This window comes from Mycobacterium sp., assembly GCF_052144515.1.
In the GTDB taxonomy this organism is placed as follows: Bacteria; Actinomycetota; Actinomycetes; order Mycobacteriales; family Mycobacteriaceae; genus Mycobacterium.
Genome location: NZ_JBKQQD010000113.1, coordinates 1 through 15,333 on the forward strand (window position 1 = coordinate 1; position 15,333 = coordinate 15,333).

Annotated in this window: 14 protein-coding genes and 1 pseudogene; 11 read left to right on the top strand and 4 right to left on the bottom strand. The window is 63.4% G+C overall.

Translation table 11 applies throughout. From position 1 onward, the window contains the following. Nucleotides 1-71: 71 nt before the first annotated feature. The 10 genes from ACLP9N_RS06940 (at nucleotide 72) to ACLP9N_RS06985 (ending at nucleotide 10,478) form a co-directional block, all read left to right on the top strand. Nucleotides 72-1,727 carry an acyl-CoA synthetase gene (locus tag ACLP9N_RS06940; protein WP_442406695.1) on the top strand — a complete coding sequence of 552 codons (1,656 nt, stop codon included), beginning with the start codon at nucleotides 72-74 and terminating at the stop codon, nucleotides 1,725-1,727. Further along, complete coding sequence (locus tag ACLP9N_RS06945) at nucleotides 1,724-2,554, top strand: amidohydrolase family protein (protein ID WP_442406696.1); 831 nt, start codon at nucleotides 1,724-1,726, stop codon at nucleotides 2,552-2,554. Before ACLP9N_RS06940 ends, ACLP9N_RS06945 begins: the two co-directional genes overlap by 4 nt. A gap of 2 nt (nucleotides 2,555-2,556) precedes the next feature. Continuing rightward, on the top strand, nucleotides 2,557-3,621 hold the full coding sequence (locus tag ACLP9N_RS06950; RefSeq protein ID WP_442406697.1) for an acyl-CoA dehydrogenase family protein: 1,065 nt from the start codon (nucleotides 2,557-2,559) through the stop codon (nucleotides 3,619-3,621). Nucleotides 3,622-3,636: 15 nt separating this feature from the next. Continuing rightward, entirely contained in the window at nucleotides 3,637-4,830 is a 1,194-nt protein-coding gene (locus ACLP9N_RS06955; RefSeq protein ID WP_442406698.1) for an acyl-CoA dehydrogenase family protein, read from the top strand. A gap of 127 nt (nucleotides 4,831-4,957) precedes the next feature. Continuing rightward, on the top strand, nucleotides 4,958-5,299 hold the full coding sequence (locus tag ACLP9N_RS06960) for a hypothetical protein (protein ID WP_442406699.1): 342 nt from the start codon (nucleotides 4,958-4,960) through the stop codon (nucleotides 5,297-5,299). Nucleotides 5,300-5,478: 179 nt separating this feature from the next. Further along, a complete protein-coding gene (locus ACLP9N_RS06965) occupies nucleotides 5,479-5,853 on the top strand; it encodes a hypothetical protein (RefSeq protein ID WP_442406700.1) in 375 nt (124 codons plus the stop codon). Nucleotides 5,854-5,948: 95 nt separating this feature from the next. Beyond that, nucleotides 5,949-6,137: a hypothetical protein gene (locus ACLP9N_RS06970; protein ID WP_442406701.1), complete on the top strand. Its 189-nt coding sequence runs from the start codon at nucleotides 5,949-5,951 to the stop codon at nucleotides 6,135-6,137. Between the two features lie 161 nt (nucleotides 6,138-6,298). Beyond that, nucleotides 6,299-6,568, top strand: coding sequence for a metal-sensitive transcriptional regulator (locus tag ACLP9N_RS06975; protein ID WP_442406741.1), 270 nt, complete (start codon nucleotides 6,299-6,301; stop codon nucleotides 6,566-6,568). A 500-nt stretch (nucleotides 6,569-7,068) separates the two neighbouring features. Continuing rightward, nucleotides 7,069-7,500, top strand: a complete 432-nt coding sequence (locus tag ACLP9N_RS06980; protein ID WP_442406702.1) for an MmpS family transport accessory protein — start codon at nucleotides 7,069-7,071, stop codon at nucleotides 7,498-7,500. Next, a complete protein-coding gene (locus tag ACLP9N_RS06985; protein WP_442406703.1) occupies nucleotides 7,497-10,478 on the top strand; it encodes an MMPL/RND family transporter in 2,982 nt (993 codons plus the stop codon). The genes ACLP9N_RS06980 and ACLP9N_RS06985 overlap by 4 nt, the downstream gene beginning before the upstream one ends. Here ACLP9N_RS06985 and ACLP9N_RS06990 read toward each other — a convergent pair. Then, nucleotides 10,475-10,867, bottom strand: a complete 393-nt coding sequence (locus tag ACLP9N_RS06990) for a DUF302 domain-containing protein (protein ID WP_442406704.1) — start codon at nucleotides 10,865-10,867, stop codon at nucleotides 10,475-10,477. The two genes, ACLP9N_RS06985 and ACLP9N_RS06990, sit on opposite strands and share 4 nt — an antisense overlap. A gap of 207 nt (nucleotides 10,868-11,074) precedes the next feature. On the opposite strand from ACLP9N_RS06990, the gene ACLP9N_RS06995 reads away from it, so the two are divergent. After that, nucleotides 11,075-11,455, top strand: coding sequence for a carboxymuconolactone decarboxylase family protein (locus ACLP9N_RS06995; RefSeq protein ID WP_442406705.1), 381 nt, complete (start codon nucleotides 11,075-11,077; stop codon nucleotides 11,453-11,455). A 107-nt stretch (nucleotides 11,456-11,562) separates the two neighbouring features. On the opposite strand, the gene ACLP9N_RS07000 is transcribed toward ACLP9N_RS06995, so the two are convergent. From ACLP9N_RS07000 to ACLP9N_RS07010, 3 genes and pseudogenes are all read right to left on the bottom strand, one after another. Beyond that, on the bottom strand, nucleotides 11,563-12,708 hold the full coding sequence (locus ACLP9N_RS07000) for a thiolase family protein (protein WP_442406706.1): 1,146 nt from the start codon (nucleotides 12,706-12,708) through the stop codon (nucleotides 11,563-11,565). A gap of 73 nt (nucleotides 12,709-12,781) precedes the next feature. After that, nucleotides 12,782-13,999 carry a CaiB/BaiF CoA transferase family protein gene (locus ACLP9N_RS07005; RefSeq protein ID WP_442406742.1) on the bottom strand — a complete coding sequence of 406 codons (1,218 nt, stop codon included), beginning with the start codon at nucleotides 13,997-13,999 and terminating at the stop codon, nucleotides 12,782-12,784. Between the two features lie 33 nt (nucleotides 14,000-14,032). Continuing rightward, nucleotides 14,033-15,261, bottom strand: a pseudogene (locus ACLP9N_RS07010) (cytochrome P450). Nucleotides 15,262-15,333: the final 72 nt, after the last annotated feature.

Below are 15,333 nucleotides of genomic sequence, written 5' to 3' on the forward strand. Positions count from 1 at the left end.
AAGATCATGCGCGACAATGCGTTAGATCTTCTGGGCGTCAAAGCCACAGTGGCGGCCTAGGCAGCCCGCCCGTGAGCGAATGGACCGTCGGGGCGGTGTTGGACGCCATCGCCGCCGTCATCCCCGACCGGCCGATGACGGTGTGCGGAGACCGCTGGAGCACGTTCGCGGAATCGGCACGGCGGACCACCCAATTGGCAAACTTCTTGAACGCCAACGGCTTCGGGGCGCACCGAGAGCAGGACACACTGAACCGCTGGGAGTGTGGTCAGGACCGGGTCGCGCTCATCATGTACAACGACCTGTACCCCGACGCGGTGATCGGATGCCTCAAGGCGCGAACCGTGCCGGTCAACGTGAACTACAGCTACTCGCCGCGGGAGATCGCCGAGCTGCTCGCCTACGTCCGGCCGCGCGGCATCATCTATCACCGGTCGATCGGTGCGCGGTGCGCCGAGGTGCTGCCGACGGTTGGCGCCGAGCTGCTGATCTCGATCGACGACGGAAGCGACGCCGCCGAACTGCCGGGCGCGGTATTGCTGGATGATGCGCTGGCACAAGGCGGTTCGGGCAACCCGGCGCCGGGATCGCCCGACGACCTGATCATGATGTGCACCGGCGGGACCACCGGCCGCCCCAAGGGAGTGCTGTGGCGGCAAAGCGACATGTACGTGGCGTCGATGGTCGGCGCCGACCACGCCAGCGGCGACGAGATCCACGCCAAGGTACGCGGCGGCGGACAGCCGTGGTTCGCCGTCTCTCCGCTGATGCACGCCGCCGGCATGTGGACCGCCTTCTCGGCGATCATGCACGGGTTGACGGTGGTGCTCTATGACGGGCGGGGCAAACTGGACGTGCGCTCGATCTGGGAAACCGCCCAGCGCGAAAGGGTAGCCATGATGACCATGGTCGGCGACGCCTACGCCGGCCCGCTGGTCGCCGAGCTGCAACGAGGTTCCTACGATCTGTCGTCGCTGAACACGATCGGCACCGGCGGGGCAGCCACCAACCCGAAGTTCAAGCGCGCGCTGATGGAAAAGCTGCCGCAGGTCACCATCATCGACGGGTACGGCTCATCGGAATCCGGGAACATGGGGTTCGGACACAGCCAACGCGGCACCCAGAGCGAGACCTTCCACCTCCGCGAAGGGGGAGCGGTGGTGTCTGAGGATCGCAGCAGGTTCCTGCAGCCCGGCGATCCCGAGATCGGCTGGGTCGCCCGCAGCGGCCGGATTCCGCTGGGCTACTTCAACGACGCCGACGCCACCGAGCGCACCTTTCCCGAAATCGACGGCAAGCGGGTGGTGATCCCCGGCGACCGGGCGAGCATCGAATCCGACGGCACCCTGCGGCTGTACGGGCGCGATTCGTTGGTGGTGAACACCGGCGGTGAAAAGGTCTTCGTCGAAGAGGTCGAAGAGGTGCTGCGCACACACCCCGGTGTTGCCGATGCGTTGGTAGTGGGGCGGCCCAGCGAGCGGTGGGGCCAAGAAGTCGTCGCGCTGGTGGCGCCGCACCCAGACTCGGACGTCATCGGGGAAGCCGAACTCACCTCCCTCTGCAAGTCGCAGCTGGCCCATTTCAAAGCGCCCAAGGCGATTCTGTTCGTCGAGCAGATTCAACGACTTGGCAATGGCAAGCCGAATTACCGGTGGGCTAAACGGGCTGCTGCAGAACAACTTCCGGCTGCCGCGCTGGCTGGTGTGGATACAGAGGGGCCCGCATGACCGGAAAAGCGATCGACTGCCTGATCAATGTGCATTTTGGCGAGACCGAGTCCCAGCCCAACTGGATGCTGAAGGTCCGCGACGACTACTTCAAGGGCCCGGAGTCGATGTTCGCCCCGGTCGACCTGTCCGAACTGCTCGACGAGATGGACGAGCAGGGCGTGCAGAAAGCGATCCTGATGGACAACCTCGCCAGCCCGTCGACCACCGCGCGCAAGTTCGTCGAAGCAAAGCCCGATCGCTTCGCATTGGCCATGGGCGGTGTCAACCTGCTGCGCCCGGTGCGGTCGCTGCGAGAGTTGACCGCGATAGTGAGCGAGCTGCCGGTCGCATACGCCGTTGTGGGACCCAGCTTTTGGGGCGACGGCCAGTACCCGCCCAGCGACGCGGTTTACTACCCGCTCTACGCCAAGTGCGCCGAACTCGAACTGCCGCTGTGCGTCAACACCGGCATCCCCGGGCCGCCGATCCCCGGAGAGGTGCAGCATCCCATGCACCTGGACCGGGTCTGTGTCCGGTTTCCTGAACTGCGGCTGTGCATGATCCACGGAGCCGATCCGTGGTGGGACGTCGCGATCCGGCTGCTGCTCAAATACGCCAACCTGCGCCTGATGACCTCGGCGTGGTCGCCCAAGCGGCTACCGGAAAGTCTGCTGCACTACATGCGAACGCGCGGCCCGAGCAAAGTGATCTATGCATCGGACTGGCCGGTACTGCGGATGCGACGAGTAATCCCCGAAGCGCGTGGGCTGGAGCTGCCCGCGGACGTGCTCGACAACTACCTCTACAACAACGCCCAGGAATTCTTCTTCGGACAGGAGCACTGACGATGGACCGCTTCGAACTGCGCAGACAGGACTACAGCCTGTCCGAACACCACGTGGACCTGCAGACCGCCTACAAACAGTTCTTCAAGACCCACTGCTCGATCGAAACCGTGCGTGCCGCAGAGCCTTCCGGCTTCGACAAGAACCTTTGGGAGCGGCTGTGCGCGATGGGCGCCTCGACGATGGCACTGCCCGAGTCGTGTGGTGGCGATGGTGCGACGCTGGTCGACCTGACCCTGGTGGCCGAAGAGATCGGTCGGGCGCTGGCGCCGGTTCCGTGGATCGACCACGTCTGCGCCGCGCGACTCTTGGCGCGCCTGGGAGCCCTGGGCACCGAAATGGCCCCCGAAACAGCCCTAGTGGCTGACGGAGAACAACTCGCCGCATTAGATGCGCGACTCGACAGCGTGCAGGGGGCCCGGCTGATTCCCATCGGGTCGATCGCCGATCACATCATCGTCCGCGACGGAGACCAGATTGTGCGCCTGACCTTCGGCACCAGGCCGGCGAAGGTAGACAACATCGGCCGGCTGCCGATGGCCTGGGTGGATCCGGCCGCCGCCGACACCCGTACCGTCGTGGCACAGGGCCTCGACGCGCTGACGAATTACCAACTGGCGCTGGACGAGTGGCGACTGCTGACCGCTGCCGCCCTGGTCGGTCTGGTCGAGGAGACGATGACCATCGCGGCCGAGTTCGCCAAGACCCGCTACACGCTGGGAGTGCCCATCTCCACATTGCAGGGCATTTCGCATCCGCTGGCGAATATGGCCATCACCGTTCAGGGTGGACGCAGCCTCGCGCGGCGGGCCGCCTGGTTCCTGGACAACGAGCCCGACGAGCGGCCCGAATTGGCGCCGTCCGCATTCGTGTTCATGGCCGAGGAAGCCTCCAGGGCGGCGACCATGGCGGTGCATATCCAAGGCGGCCTTGGAGTTTCGGCCGAAGCGGCGGCGACGGCATATCTGGTGCGGGCTAGGGGCTGGCCGTTGGCGGGCGGCGATCCGGGCGCGACGGCTCAGCGCGTCGCCGAGATCGTGGCCGCCCGCGAAGCCGTGCGCGTCTAGGGCAGGAGCGAGACGATGGATTTCTCCCGAGTCGAACTCTCCGACGAGGACCAGGCGTTCTATGACGAGGCACGAAGCTTTCTGGCCACGCACATGACCGAAGAGGTCAGGCGTCGCGACCGCGAGACGGGCGACAACTTCGACGAGGGCCTGCATCTGGCGTTCGGCGCCGCAGGCTATCTGGCCGGGGAATGGAAACCGGCGTCCGAAGGCGGCTTCACCCGGGTGCGGCGGCGGATCTGGGAGCAGGAGAAGCGGCGGGTGCATGTGCCGTGGGTGACCTGGGGGACCACCGCCATGGTGGCGCGGTCGGTGGCGAAGTTCGGCTCGCCCGAACTGCAGGACGAGGTGATGCCCGGGGTCTTCAGCGGCCATATCCGGCTATGCCTCGGCTACACCGAACCCGAGGGCGGCTCCGACGTCGCCACCTGTAAGACCCGCGCGGTACGCGATGGTGACGGTTGGATCATCAACGGCTCCAAGATGTTCACCACCGGTGCGCACAACTGCCAATACGTCTTTCTCATCACCAACACCGCCCCTGACGCGCCAAAGCACAAGAGCCTGACCATGTTCCTGGTTCCACTGAACTCGCCCGGCATCGAAATCCAGGGCGTCCGCACCGTGGACGGTGACCGGACCAACATCGTCTACTACAGCGACGTCCGCGTCGACGACAAGTACCGGCTGGGCGAGGTGAACGCGGGCTGGACGGTGCTGCGCGAGCCACTCAACGCCGAGCATGGCGCGGTTGCCGCGGTGCCGGATGGGCTGCAGGACACCGCGATCATGATGCACCAGGCCAATTTCATGGCGGCGGCGGTCGATGAGGCCGCCGCGCGCGTGACACGGCCGGATCCCAACGGGCGACGCCTGCTCGAGGATCAGTCGGTCGCATATCGACTGGGCCGCAGCGTCGCCAGGATGGAAGTGGCTCTTTCGTCTCCGAACATCTTCGGGCGCGTGGCCATCGCCCAGACGATGCGAGACATCTCCCCGGACCTGATGGACATACTCGGGGCCGCGTCGGCGCTGCCCCATGGGACAGACGGAGCCGCCGATGACGGCTGCGCCGAGTACGTCTACCGCTTCGCCCCGTTGGTGGGAATCTACGGCGGCACGCTGGAAGTGTTCCGCAACATGATCGGCCAGTACACGCTTGGCCTGGGTAAGCCCAACTACTCACCGCCGGTGACAAAGGTGTCCTGACGGTTCCGCGGGCTGGCCAGGGGCCCCGTCGCTGAGCGATTGTTGGGATCGGTAGCAAACGCGCGACGCAAGAATTTCGCAAGTGCTCGGCAATAACTTGAGGTCGACACCAGCGAAAGGACCACCCGTGAACTCGTCAATTCTGAAGCGGACCATTGGCCGGGCGCTGCTGTCGGGCGGCATCGCGGTGGCCGGATTAGGGCTGGCCGTGGGTACCGCCCAGGCGGATCCCGACCCCAACTACGGCCCACACCAGTGGTGCCCCGGGCAGTCGATGGAGTGGCCGACGGGGCCGTGGGGCCAGGTCGTTTGGGACATGGGTCGCTGCCACACGTGGTACGTCGTCGGCTACGGGAAGGGCAATGTCCCCGAGAGAACCGGCAGTCCGAGCGACATTTATGAGGGCCCGAATCCGACCCCCAACAACGCGATCCGGCACTGCCCGCCCATTGCTTTCATGTGTCCGTAACAGCTGCGCCGAACACCGCTGCGTGGCTAAGAGTGGAATCTAGGCCTGGTGGCCGCGCTTTTACTTAGGATCAGTATCCGGTCGCCGGCGCCAGCGTCCCGACCAGCTGCTCGGCGCAAAGGCGCGCACCGCGGTGTAACTTCAATCCGCACGTCCGCATATCCGAGGTGAGGTGCGTCATGGCTTCCGTCGAGGGGCTATCCCTGCAATTCTCGGATAACCGCGTCGTGCCAGACAATCTGGAAGCCATCAACAACGAATTGCAAAAGATCGGCGCCGGGGTGTGGCCGCTGGATCTGCGCGACAGACCAGCCGAAATCCGTGCTCTGCTGGCCAAACCCGTACTCGACGCGGCCGAAGCCGAACGTGTCAAAACGCAGTTCCTGCTGCCGAGGGAGCGGCTGCTGCAGATCGTGGCCCAGGCGGGGCGCATGCCGGCGGTTGCCGGCGGGGGCGCCCTCGCCACGTTTGTCGCCAATCTGGGCCATCACTACCCGCAGTTGCATCAGGTCCAAAAGGTGTCGATTACACCAGGTTCGACCGATTCCACGTAAATGCCGGGCCCGACGGCAGCGGTGTCGACGAGGTCTTTCAAATGCTCTCGGGCAGTGGATTTGTCATACATCAGCGAGTCGATGGCGGCAACATATTGACCTTGAGGCTGGGCTGCCTCGATGAGCGGCGCGGATGGCTGGGAACCTATAGCGGAGTCCGCCCGCATATCGGCAGCCTCAGTTCGGCCGCACTGGGTTCCAAGCTGTTGGTCCAAGCCTTTGGTGCCCCCGAGTGGACATTGACCTACACCGAGGAACCGCCGCTGAAATCGGCCCCGAAATGACGAACGAGCCGTAACGGCATACTGCGCTGCACAATATGGGCCGCTCGCGACTGGCCTGAACACTTGGTGGTGCCATCCGGCCGGGTTCTGGCGTTTACTTCGCCTGCACCCTGAATACCCCCCGGGCTATGATGGACATCATCACTAGCGAAGGGACCACGATGGTTGGTGACGAAGAAAGCATTGCCGCAGTGCTGAATCGGCTGCGGCGCGCGCAGGGCCAACTTGCCGGCGTGATCTCGATGATCGAGCAGGGGCGCGACTGCAAGGACGTTGTCACTCAACTCGCCGCGGTTTCGCGTGCGCTGGACCGCGCGGGATTCAAGATCGTCGCCACCGGCCTGCGCGAATGCGCAACCGGTAAAGGGGCAAAAGGGAAAAAGCCCCTGACGGAGGCCGAGCTGGAGAAGCTCTTCCTCGCTCTTGCCTGACACGCCGGATCGGGGCCACCTACGGTGGAGTGGCCGAATAGTGAGGCAACGGGTTCGAATCCCGTCTCCACCTCTTTCGTCGAATCGCGTCTCCGGGGTCGCGCAGAGACTGAAGTAGCGGGACGTCGGTTGTTGTCCCCGATCATCATCATGATGAAGGTTTCCTGACGGCGCTCCGACGCTGGGACGGTGTTGAATTCGTGCTGAGACGGGTCGACGCCGCGTTGCTGGAGCAGCAGTGTATTCGCAGGGCCGTGACGATACGTCCACGCCCATATGCCATACGGGGTAGGGTATAGAGATGCTACGCTCCAATTCGGAGCCAACGGGCCACATGAGGAGGTCAACATGCCAGGCCGCCGATTTGCGCAAGTGCCGAGGCAATCGCAGCCGATATGCCCCGAAAGCCCTCTAAAAGGGGGCCTAACGGCGCTGTTCTGCTGAGCGGCGCCGGCGTGTAACTGCGTTACCAACAGAATCAGCCACCGAACGGAACCACAATGTTGACCTTTGTCAAGCGGGCTTGGATACCGCTCGTCGTGGTGGTGGCAGTTGCGGTTGGTGCGATGGCCGTCGATAGGCTCCGTGGCGTTTTCGGGTCCGACGAGCTCTTTTCGTCGACGCGTAGTAGTGCAGAGGCAATCGTGCCCTTCAATCCCAAGAGTGTGACGTACGAGGTTTTCGGGCCGGGTGACACCGCGGGCAGCGTGAGTTATTTGAACAAGAATGCGGTGCCAGAACAAGCGAACTTCACCAGCCTGCCGTGGACCTACACGCTCACGACGACGGTTCCGGCCGTCATCGCCAACGTGGTAGCCCAAGGCAACAGCGACAGCATCGGGTGTCGCATCATCGTCAACGGCGATGTCCGGGACGAGCAATCTTCCAGCGGACACCATGCCCAGACCTTCTGCCTGGTGAAGGCCGCATGAACGTCAAGGATGACGACACCCGCCCGCTCTTCATGCGGATGGTCCGTACGTTAGCGGTGCCGATCATCCTGGCCTGGCTGCTTTTAACGATCGCCGTGAACGTTCTCGTGCCGTGGATAGAGTTTGTCGCGCGATCGCATGCCGTAACGATGTCGCCGCAAGATGCACCGGCAATGATCGCCGCGAAGCGCATCGGTGCGAAGTTCCAGGAGTCCGATTCGGACAACATTGTCATGGTTGTCCTGGAAAGCAACAAAGAGCTCGGTGAGGAAACTCACACCTATTACGACGGCTTGGTGAAAAAGCTGGCGGTCGACACCAAACACGTACAGCATGTCCAGAACTTGTGGGGAGACCGCATCACCGCCGCCGGTTCTCAAAGCGGGGACGGCAAAGCCGCCTACGTCCAACTCAACGTAGCCGGCAACCAGGGCAGCACCCTGGGAAACCAGTCCGTCGATGCGGTCCGCAAGATTGTCGACTCGTCACCACCGCCCAGCGGAATCAAGGCATACGTCACCGGCCCGGGAGCGCTCACCACGGACATGAACGAGGCCGCTGACAAAAGCATGTTCAAGATGATGGGCGTGACGGGCGTGGTCATCATGATCATGCTTGCCATCGTCTATCGCTCCGTCAGTACTGTGCTTCTGGTTCTCTTTATGGTCTTCGTCGAGATGCTCACGGCCAGGGGGGTCGTCGCGATTCTCGGATATTATGACCTACTGGGCTTTTCGACGTTCGTCGTCGCCATGTTGTCGTCTCTGGCGATTGCGGCGGGAACGGATTACGCGATATTCCTCATCGGGCGTTATCAAGAAGCACGTCAGGCCGGTCAAGATCGGGAAACGGCCTATTACTCGATGTTCCGCGGCACCTATCACGTCATCTTGGGGTCGGGGCTGACGATTGCCGGAGCATCGTTCTGCCTGCACTTCGCGCGGTTGTCCTATTTCAAGGCTCTCGGCATTCCTTCCGCATTGGGACTGCTCGTCGTGATCGCGGGAGCACTGACCGTAGCGCCGGCTGTGGTTGCTGTGGCCAGCCGGTTTGGTTTGCTCGATCCGAAACGGATGATCAAGACGCGGGGATGGCGTCGCATCGGAACTGCTACCGCCCGCTGGCCCGGGCCGATCTTTGTGGCCTCATTGCTCATCGCGCTCGTCGGCTTGCTCGTGGTGCCCAGCATGAACATCAGCTACAACGACCGCTTCTATATCCCGTCGAACGTGCCATCGAACGTCGGATACGCTGCGGCCGAACACCATTTCAGTGCCGCCAGACTCAATCCCGATATCCTCATGGTCGAGGGCGATCACGACTTGCGGAATTCAAGCGACATGATCATCCTGGACCGGATCGCCAAGGATGTGTTCCGCACGCCCGGTATTGCGCGCGTGCAAAGCATTACCAGGCCCTTGGGCGGCCCGATCGAACACAGCTCGATCCCATTCCAGGTCAGCATGCAGTCGCTTCCGATACAAGAGAACTTGCAGTTCATGAAAGACCGGATGACCGACATGCTCAAGATGAGCGACGATCTTGGCGTCATGATCGGCTCGATGCAACGCATGTATGGCTTGATGGGCCAGATGACCAACACGACACATCACATGGTCGGCGACATGGGTGACATGAAGGCCACGCTGGACGAGATGAGAGACCATTTGGCGGACTTCGATGATTTCGCGAGGCCGTTCCGCGGCTACTTGTACTGGGAACCACACTGCTTCAACATTCCCGTCTGCTGGGCGACGAGGTCTGTGTTCGAGGCGATCGACGGCGTGGACAAGTTCAGCGAGAACATGAGCGCGCTGCTCAAAGACATGAACAACATCGACGCGGTGCTGCCGCAAATGCTCGCACAGTTCCCGCCGATCATCGCGGTCGCAAAATCCATGCAAGGGACCCTGCTGACCCTGCACAGCAGTTTCTCGGGGCTGGTCACGCAAATGTCGCGGATGACGGACACCGCGAGTGCTATGGGCCAGGCCTTCGACTCGTCGAAGGCCGACGACTACTTCTACCTGCCGCCGGAAGCGTTCGACAACCCCGACTTCCAACGCGGCCTGAAGCTCTTCCTGTCGCCGGACGGCAAGGCAGCGCGGTTCATCATCACCCACGACGTAGACCCGGCAACTCCCAAAGGAATCTCGGCCGTCAAGCCGGAGCTCAACGCCGCGCATGAAGCCGTGAAGGGAACGCCGCTGGCCAACGCCAAGTTCTATCTCACCGGCACGGCGGCGGTGTACAACGACATCCAGACCGGCTCAGGGTTCGACCTTTTGATCGTCGGAATAGCTGCGCTGACACTGATATTCGTCGTCATGGTGGTCATCACCCGGGCTCTGGTCGCTTCACTGGTGATCGTCGGGACGGTGCTGCTATCGCTGGGCGCCGCCTTCGGCCTGTCCGTGTTGGTCTGGCAACACATTTTGGGCCTCGACCTGAACTGGATCGCCCCGGTGTTTGGGTTGATCATTCTTCTAGCTGTCGGGTCCGACTACAACCTGCTGCTCGTCTCGCGGTTCCAGGAGGAAATCGGCGCGGGACTGCGGACCGGCATCATTCGCTCGATGGGCGAAACCGGCGGTGTGGTCACCGCGGCAGGACTGGTCTTCGCCTTCACCATGATGTCCATGGCGGCGAGTGACCTGCGGTCGATTGGCCAAGCAGGCACCACGATCGGCCTCGGTCTGCTGTTCGACACCCTGGTCGTGCGCTCACTGATGACGCCGTCGATCGCGGCGCTACTCGGGCGGTGGTTCTGGTGGCCGCAGAAGGTGCGGCCGCGCCCGGCCAGCTACATGCTCCGGCCCTTCGGTGCGCGCCGGCTGGTTCGCTCCCTGCTCTTGGGCGAGGACGTCGATGCGGTAACGACCAAGCGCCAGGCGCCGTCAGGAGTCGGGGATTCCCAAACCGTTACCGCGGCTCCGTATGGTGCCGCAGGAAAGACGACTGAGTCCGAGCCGGTTTAGCCGATTGCGCTGATTGCAGCCATCAGCTTGGCGGCAGCTTCATCGGCGATTGCCTGCAGCGCCGGCTGGTCGACGACTTTGATCATGAGCTGTGGGTCCATCGCCTCGACCAGCACCGCATCACCCTGGCCGCCCGGATCGGTTCGCACGACGACGTTGCACGGCAACAACTGTCCGATCTGGCGGTCCACATCCAGGGCTCGGTGTGCCAGTGTCGGATTGCAGGCACCCAGAATCAGGTAGTCCTCCATGTCCGCGCCAAGCTTTTGCTTCAGTGTGGCCTTGACATCGATCCTGGTCAGCACTCCGAAACCCTGATCTGCCAGGGCTCGAGTGGTCCGTTCGACCGCTTCCTCGAACGTGGTGTTCAACTTGGTGCTCAGAGTCATTGCGACTCCTTCCTGATGGTTGTGCGCTGTGCCGATATTTGGTTGCGTGCCTGCGCTTTTGACTAGGTCGAGCGTCTCGGTGGTTGCCCGGGCGAAATGCCGTCGAGCCGCCCCCTGGGCACTGCCTCCTGCGGCCCGACAGGCAAACCTCCGCAGAGTTTCGCCATATGAGGAAATACCCCCACGGGTATTGATATTATACCGGATATGAGCGAACAGAAGCACTACCACGATGTACTGAGCGACCTCAACCCGCAGCATCGCGCCCTGCGCCAAAAGATCCCAGAGGTGTACCGGGGGTTTGCCGAGATGAGCAACGGCGCGCTCGCCTCAGGGGCATTGGACAAAAAGGTCAAGGAGTTGATCGCGATGGCCATCGGGGTCGTAGCCGGGTGTGACGGCTGCATCGCCTCCCACGCCCAGGGGGCCGCTCGTGCCGGAGCCTCCAAAGAGGAAGCCGCCGAAGCCATTGGCGTAAGCATTGTCATGCATGGAGGACCAGCGACGATTTACGGTGCTCGTGCTTATGACGCGTTCTGTGAGTTCGCCGACGCGGACGCCCACCCTGCAGCGGGATCGCCTCAATGAGTGCTGGATCGAAAGTAGCCGAAATGTCTGGGTGCCAAGATCGTGGAGCGCAAGCGGCCGCAAAGGCTTAACGGTCCAAGGACAATCCCGCGGGCTTGGGCACGCGCTCAGGTTGTCAGGATGGTGGCGGCGGCTGTGCCGGGCGCGCCGTAAACCTGCGCAAATCCGACCTGCGGGGTTCCGGGGACCTGGCGGTCACCGGACTGGCCGCGCAACTGGCGCACCAGTTCGTGCACCTGCCGCAGCCCGGACGCCCCGATGGGTTCGCCGTTGGCGATCAGTCCGCCGTCGGTGTTGACCGGCATCACGCCGGTGATCTCGGTGGCGCCGTCAGCCAGCAACTTTTCCTGTTCGCCGTCGGCGCAGAAACCGCACTCGGCCATGTGAATCACCTCGGCGCCCGCGTCCGTATCTTGCAGCTGAATCACGCCGACGTCTTCCGGTGCCACACCGGCCTTTTCGAACGCGGCCTCGGCGGCGTAGACCGTCGGCGACACGTCCTCGTCGACCGGCGCGTAGGTGGTGTTCACCTCGTAGGCGCCGTAGCGGCGGGTGCGGACCTCGACCGCGCGAACGTACACGGGTTTGTCGGTGAACCGCTCGGCGATGTCGGCGCGGCACATGATGGCCGCGGCGGCTCCCTCGTCGGGGGCGCAGAACATGTACTGCGTCAGCGGGTAGTTCAGTATCGGCGAATTGAGGATGGCGTCCTCGGACATCGGCTTGCGCCGAAACGCGTTGGGGTTCAACGCCCCGTTGCGAAAGTTCTTGGCCGCCACCTTGGCCAGCGTGCCGACGGAGACGCCGTGGTCGTGCAGGTAGCGGTTGGCCTTCATGCCGAAGAACTGGGTGGTGAGATACTGCCCGTTCTCGGCATACCAGCTGGGCATCCCGACCAGCGCCGGGTCCTCGGTGAAGGCGCCGCGCGGGTGCTTGTCCATGCCCACCGCGATACCGATGTCGTAGTCGCCCAACCGGATTCCGTCGGCGCACGCCTTGGTCGCGCTGGCCGCCGTCGCACAGGCGTTGAACACATCGGTGAACGGAATTCCGGTGAGCCCCACCATGCCGACGATCGCGTCCGGATTAGCCACCGTCCAGCTGCCACCGACCGCGAACTGGATGTCCTTCCATTCGACGCCGGCGTCGGCGAGCGCGAGTCCGATCGCGTCGGCGGCCATCTCCATGGCGGACTTGCCCTCGAAGCGACCGAACGGATGCAGGCCCACCCCGATGATGGCGACATCGTTCATGAGCGCCACTCTCCCCCGCAAGCGGGAGGTGCCCCCACCTCATCGCTCCGCTCTGCATCGTCGCCGGCGCGGTTCACGCGATAGCTCCCGCTTCCTTGAGTGCTTCGATGCGGTCCCAATCCATGCCGATCTCCATGAGCACGAGCTCGGTGTGCTCCGAGGCCTGCGGGGCCCGGGTCGTCACCAGCGGTTCGTGGTTGAACTGGACCGGCCCGCGCACGACTTTGAACGGTGCTCCGCCGCTGGCGAGCTCGACCTCGGCGATCATGTCGTTGGCGATGGCCTGCTCGTCGCCGGCCAGGTCGAGGAGGCTCTGGAACGGTGCCCATTGCCCCTTCATCGTCTTCAGGTGTTGCCGCCAGTAGTCAAAGGGCTTGGTGGCGAAGGCCTTTGCGATCAGTTCGGCGGCCGCGTCAGCGTTTTGTATCAGCGGTAGCACCTCGGAGAAGCGGGGATCGTCGGCGGCCTCGGGGATGCCGAGGTGCTCGAAGGTGTCGCGGATCAAGCCGGTCGGGCTGATGATGCACTGGTTGATCGTGCCGCCGTCGGAGGTCAGGTAGTTGCCCATGAAGGGGTTCACCGACACCGCGGTGGCGGAGCCCGGCATGGGCGTGCGCATGACCTCTCCGGTCTCCATGCCCTGTGTCATGCTCGCGCCCGCCGCCCACCACGCGGTGCTCAGCAGCGACACGTCAAGCTCCAGGGCTTCGCCGGTGCGCTCGCGATGCAGCAGCGCGGCCGAGATGCCGCCGGCGATGAACATGCCGCCGATGGAATCGCCGAACGCCGGAATGCCCTGTCCCAGTGCGCCGCCCAATTCCTCCGGCGTCAGGGCGTACCCCACGCCGCTGCGCGTCCAGAACGCCGTCCCGTCATAGCCGCCGATGTCGCGCTCGGCCCCCTTGTCGCCGTACGCCGAACCGCGAGCATAGACGATGTTCGGGTTCACCGCACGAATGTGCTCCACGTCGAACTTGTGTTTTTGCCGCTGCGCGGGCATGTAGTTGGTCAGGAACACGTCGGAGGTCTTGGCCAGTTCGTAGATCACTTCCTGGCCGCCCGGCGTCGAAACGTCGACCCCGACGCTGCGCTTGCCCCGGTTGGGGTGCTCCATCAGCGGATGCCGGTCCGGGTTGACCGGGATGCCACCCATGTTGAGAAAGCCGCGCTGGGTGTCACCTCGGACCGGGTGCTCGATCTTGAGGACGTCGGCGCCCCAGTCGGCGAGGATGGCTCCCGCCGCCGGGACGAACGTGAACTGTGCGAGCTCCAGGACCCGAAAGCCCTCCATTACCTTCACCATTGCAAGACCATGCCTTAGAACCTACTTGGCGCCGAACGTCACCGGAAGCGCATTCGGTGAACGGAAGGGTTGGCCGTGGATATGCGGGTCTTGAACGTCACTGTCGGTCAGCAGCTTGACGTTGGTCAACCGATTCAGCAGGCATTCGAGCGCGACGCGGGTCTTCAACCGGGCCAGGTGTAGACCCAGACAGGTGTGCTCGCCGGCGGCGAAGGAGATGTGCGGCACGTGCTTGCGGAAGATGTCGAATTCTTCCGAACGTTCCCAGCGCCGCTCGTCCCGATTCGCCGAGCCAATGCACACGCCGACCACCGAACGCGCCGGAATCTCGACCCCTTCCACCTCGGTGTCTTCTGTCGTGAACCGTTGCACCGTGGTTAGCGGGGTCTCGAACCGCAGCCCCTCCTCGATCGCCTGGGGCAGCAGCTCGCGGTCGGCTTGCACCGCGGCGAACTGGTCCGGATGTGTCAGCAGCAGGTACAGCAGGTTTCCCGAGGACCGGTAGGTGGTTTCCAGGCCCGCGGGCAGGAGCAGCCGCAGGAATGAGTAAATGGCTTCGTCGCTGAGCTTTTCGCCGTCGATCTCCGCGGTGACCAGGTCGCCGATAATGTCTTGGGTTGGTCTGGAGGCGGGCTTGGATTTGCGCTGTTCTATCTGCTCGAGGAAGTAATCCTTGAGCGCCGTCGACGCCTCGAAGGCGCGTTCGTAGTTGACGTGATAACTGATCAATTGCACGGCGCGCGTGCGGAACGTCGGCAGGTCTTCGGCCGGCAGTCCCAGTAGTTGAGCTATGACGCGGGTGGGAAATTCGAGGGTGAAATTCCGGATGAGGTCGGCTTCACCGGTCTGGATGAACTCGTCGATCAGCGCGTTGCAGATCGGCCGGACGATCGTGTTCTCCCACCGGGCCAACGCCTTGGACTTGAATGCCGCCGACACCAGGTGCGATGGTCGCGATGCTTCTTTCCCTCCATCGCCAGGATGGTCGGCCCCATGAACAGGCCGATGGTTTTGTCGTATGGCTTGGAGCTGAACACCCGGCCGTCTCGAAACACCTTGTTGACTGAGTCAAATGACATCGCCGAGAACTCGCGCTTGGGCCGAAAGTCCTCCGGCGTCTTGGAATAGTCCATGACGGTGCCCTTGAACACGGCGGCGTGCCGGCGTTTGTGGGCGAAGAACGGGTACGGGTCACGCAGGGCAACGGATTGGTCGCCGGTGCCGGCGGCGGTGTGAACGTGAGTCGTCACCTGATCTCCATTGCGTAAGATCGTACTGTAATTCTTACAGTACGCAACTCCGCTCCCGCAACGAAGGGGCCT

What these genes read in the sequence shown, in the direction of transcription:
- ACLP9N_RS06945 (WP_442406696.1), top strand. Translation starts at nt 1,724, where the DNA reads ATGACCGGAAAAGCGATCGACTGCCTGATCAATGTGCATTTTGGCGAG.
- ACLP9N_RS06950 (WP_442406697.1), top strand. Translation starts at nt 2,557, where the DNA reads ATGGACCGCTTCGAACTGCGCAGACAGGACTACAGCCTGTCCGAACAC.
- ACLP9N_RS06955 (WP_442406698.1), top strand. Translation starts at nt 3,637, where the DNA reads ATGGATTTCTCCCGAGTCGAACTCTCCGACGAGGACCAGGCGTTCTAT.
- ACLP9N_RS06965 (WP_442406700.1), top strand. Translation starts at nt 5,479, where the DNA reads ATGGCTTCCGTCGAGGGGCTATCCCTGCAATTCTCGGATAACCGCGTC.
- ACLP9N_RS06975 (WP_442406741.1), top strand. Translation starts at nt 6,299, where the DNA reads ATGGTTGGTGACGAAGAAAGCATTGCCGCAGTGCTGAATCGGCTGCGG.
- ACLP9N_RS06980 (WP_442406702.1), top strand. Translation starts at nt 7,069, where the DNA reads ATGTTGACCTTTGTCAAGCGGGCTTGGATACCGCTCGTCGTGGTGGTG.
- ACLP9N_RS06985 (WP_442406703.1), top strand. Translation starts at nt 7,497, where the DNA reads ATGAACGTCAAGGATGACGACACCCGCCCGCTCTTCATGCGGATGGTC.
- ACLP9N_RS06990 (WP_442406704.1), bottom strand. Translation starts at nt 10,867, where the DNA reads ATGACTCTGAGCACCAAGTTGAACACCACGTTCGAGGAAGCGGTCGAA.
- ACLP9N_RS06995 (WP_442406705.1), top strand. Translation starts at nt 11,075, where the DNA reads ATGAGCGAACAGAAGCACTACCACGATGTACTGAGCGACCTCAACCCG.
- ACLP9N_RS07000 (WP_442406706.1), bottom strand. Translation starts at nt 12,708, where the DNA reads ATGAACGATGTCGCCATCATCGGGGTGGGCCTGCATCCGTTCGGTCGC.
- ACLP9N_RS07005 (WP_442406742.1), bottom strand. Translation starts at nt 13,999, where the DNA reads ATGGAGGGCTTTCGGGTCCTGGAGCTCGCACAGTTCACGTTCGTCCCG.